2 protein-coding genes are annotated in these 3606 nt (G+C 51.6%); one reads left to right on the top strand and one right to left on the bottom strand.

Going from position 1 to position 3606, the window contains the following annotated elements:
- Positions 1–622: 622 nt before the first annotated feature.
- The gene (locus HMPREF2919_RS00825; protein ID WP_070616264.1) at positions 623–2122 is read right to left on the bottom strand and encodes a Sau3AI family type II restriction endonuclease; all 1500 of its coding nucleotides are present in this window, start codon (positions 2120–2122) and stop codon (positions 623–625) included.
- Between the two features lie 192 nt (positions 2123–2314).
- On the opposite strand from HMPREF2919_RS00825, the gene dcm reads away from it, so the two are divergent.
- A partial coding sequence (gene dcm, locus HMPREF2919_RS00820) for a DNA (cytosine-5-)-methyltransferase (RefSeq protein ID WP_070665743.1) occupies positions 2315–3606 on the top strand: 1292 nt, incomplete at its 3' end.

Raw genomic sequence — 3606 nt, 5'->3', positions numbered from 1 at the left:
AGGCCCACAAGTGCGCCGCTACCCAGCAGGGTACGGCGATTAAAGATGGTCGAATCCATGGAAGATACGCTCCTATCGTCGGTGATGGTGTGTTGTTTAGTTACTAGTCGGGCCGTTATTCGCAGGTCAAGCTGACTGCCGGAAGGGAAACAGCCCCGTAGCGCACCCAACAAGCGCATCAATGCGCTGTGGAGTACCACAGTTACCACCCTACCGCATGTTTGCCGTCGTTTGCATTCTTTTGAGGGTGGTGGCGGTGGTTGATCATTATTCGGGCTTCTCAATGCTTTATGTATCAAATATCTTTGCGCCCGCGGAGGTATCGTCTCTGCAGAATTTGTGCCATGGTTTAGCGTCTTCGACCATGGCTTTTAACTACAACCAAAGACACTAACCTATGGCACAAATCTGGAACCCATGACCGAATCTCTGGCTGCGTCAGGTAGGTGGGAGCCGGTTATGGGTTATGCCTTGCCTTTTCGTCGATAGGTTAGTGTCTTCACTGCGGGTTAAAGACCCACGGTGAAGGCACTAACCTATCGAAAACCTCTGTCTAAAAAGCAGGCGGCCCCGAATACTTCCGTATCCGGGGCCGCCTGCTGCGGTTATTTACATTCGGTTATTAGTCCCATTCGCCGCGCAAAATCTGCTGAACGAATTTCTTGGGCAGCCAGAAGGAGTGCTTCGTGATGCGGCTACCGTCGGGTAACTCGTCGGTGTCCTTGAGTTTACCTTTTCCGACATACTCGCCAGGTTTAACTTCGTAGTAGGTCTGGGAGGCGTGAACCTTCGTAAAGAGGTATTTGTTCACCTTGCTCTGCGGGAAGTTAGTGGAAACCTTAAAGCCATCCTCACCATTCGGCTTGACCGTCAGTTCAACACCTCGATTAATGATTTCCTTCGTCTCTTGCCATACCCTCATCAGCTCAGGCTCGAGTGAATCGGGGAAACCCCAGAACTTGATCTGATCCAGGCAGAAATCACCGGATTCATTCTCACGGAAAACAACGAACATGAATTTCCTTGAGAAAATCTCGGTGTAAATATGGGACTCTTCCCACTCTTTTTCATTCGCTAGTTCAATAAAACGGTAGTTCTTAAAGGGAGAATCCTCTTTAGGGAGCCCGTTTTTATCAACACGAATAGCGCGAATATTCATGTTTGCCTTTTTAAATTCGGCAGTACTGTCAATATCCGAGGAAAGGCCTAGAATTTTCCTCACAAGAGTGCTGTTGCGGCCCTTGGCGTTAAAGTTAACGTCAAACTTCTTACAGAGTTCTTTCTCGCTCTGGCCCCGGTACTGCAGAAGCTTTTCTTCAATAATCTGGGTAAAAGGCTTAGAAGTGTCTTGTGCTGCGCGAGCGATACTCTCCTGTTCCTCCTGGCTGAAAACCTTGGTGCGGAGGAGGGTTGTCATGTAGCTACTCTTTAGCGACCAGGCGCGCCTATTGGCCAGCTCGGGGCCATAGGGCTGAGTAGTGCGATCCTTGTCTTTACCGGCACCCTTGCGGCAGGTCGAAAGATACATGCCGTCAGATTCGGAAAGCTCGTGTGCACGTCCTTCCAGAACTTTCTGGGTAATGCGTTTATAGTCCTCGAGAATGGTCGGCATATCCTCTTCGGGCCAGTCAAAAAGGAAAAATTTATCGGTGATATTATTCAAAATATCGCGAGTCTTTTGATATTTATAAAATAGAAGCAAAATATTTTGGCACTTATGCCAAAGGTGCGTCTGATAAAAATCGTCTAGGTTTTCCTCATGAAAATTAAACATGCTGAGGACTAGACGTTCTTTGGCAGAAATAGTGCCGTTCGCGTTCACTCGGTAAGGGGTCGTTTTGATTTCGACCCTTGCCGCGGGAATATCGGGGTCCGGGGAATTATTGGGGTTAATCCCATAGAGCAGCTCTTCAACGAGGTTACCGTAGATTCCCTTGGAGAGCTTGCTAATTTCCTTGCGAGTAATCGTTGAGGGAGTGCCCTTTTTCTTATCCTCATAGGTCTTGTACTCGGAGTTCTGGTACTCCTCCAAGAGGTCATAGAGTGAGCGACCAACGAGATTCTCCGCTGTGTATTTGAGGATGCTATCAATGCTCGAATTGTCGTAGTCGAAAAGGCCCATGGTCGGTGTTCCTTCCGGAAGTAGAGGGGTGGCGCGGTGCTGTTTCTTGCTCTCATGCTACGTCAGATAGCGCAGCTGCGCTCTTTGGCGCGTCACTGGCTTTTCCCGAACCCACTTGATCTGAATAGCTGTTCTATGTTATAGTATTAGTATTCGAACATATTTACAGAGGACTATAAGGACTACTGACTCATGGATCAGAAAACCACCAGCAGTAGCCAGCCTATCCGAGTTATCGAGCTTTTCGCCGGTGTAGGTGGCTTCCGCTTAGGATTTGAAGGCTATAACGCCAACGGCATGACCCTGCCCTCCGCGGGTCCCTTCACGACTGTTTGGGCGAACCAGTGGGAGCCCCCGGGAACGGTTGGCCGCCAGTTCGCGGCACGTTGCTACCAGGAACGTTTCGGCGAAGAAGCAAACCTTGAAAACCGCGACATCCACGCCGTACTTGATGATGTGGAGGCGGGTCTCTACGAAATTCCCGACGCTGACCTGCTCTGCGGCGGTTTCCCCTGCCAAGATTACTCGGTTACCAAGCCCCTCTCGCAGTCGCACGGCATTGAAGGTAAGAAGGGCGTGCTCTGGTGGGATATTCACCGCGCACTCGAACTTAAGACCCCCAAATATGTTGTTCTGGAGAACGTTGACCGCCTGCTAAAGTCGCCCGCTAAGCAGCGAGGCCGCGACTTCGCCATTATGCTCTCCTGCTTCTACGTGCTCGGTTACAGCGTCGAATGGCGTGTTATCAACGCGGCAGAGTACGGCCACCCGCAGAAGCGTAAGCGCGTCTACATTTACGCCGAACACAACGCCCCCGAATGGGATTTGTCGCGCCGCATCACCCACACCGGTGTTTTGGCAGAAGCGTTCCCGGTCAAAACTGCAGAATCTGAGGGTCTTCTCTCCGTCTTCGAAGAGCTCAATGAGGCCGATGAGTTCACCATCTCCGATGACCCCTACAACGAGACGGAACACTTCGGAATTGGCGCTAAAACCTCGCCCTTCCAGATTGCCGGTGTTATGCAGAACGGCACCGTGCTCACCAGCAAGGTAGAGCCTGACTATCGCGGTGAATTTAAGACGCTCGGTGACGTGGTTCTTCCCGACTCTGAGGTGCCGGAACAGTTCTTTATTGCCCCTGACAAGGTGCCTTCTTGGGAGTACCTCAAGGGCGCGAAGAAGGAAAAGCGCATCAATAAGGCAAGTGGCTTTGAATACTTCTACACCGAAGGCTCAATGTCTTTCCCTGACCCGCTCGACCGCCCGGCGCGTACCATCCTGACCGGCGAAGGAGGCTCGGGAGCCTCCCGCTTCAAGCATGTTGTGATTGGTGATTCCGGTGCGTACCGCCGCCTCGTTCCCGATGAACTGGATCAGCTGCAGGGCTTCCCCCGCGGCTGGACTGACACCGGCATGAGTGACGGTAACCGTGCCTTCTGCATGGGTAACGCTCTCGTGGTGGGTATCCCGCACGAAATCGGTAA

The organism is Rothia sp. HMSC068E02 (assembly GCF_001813565.1).
GTDB lineage: Bacteria > Actinomycetota > Actinomycetes > Actinomycetales > Micrococcaceae > Rothia.
The sequence above is the reverse complement of the archived record's forward strand: the minus strand, read 5'-3'. Positions and strand labels throughout refer to the sequence as shown.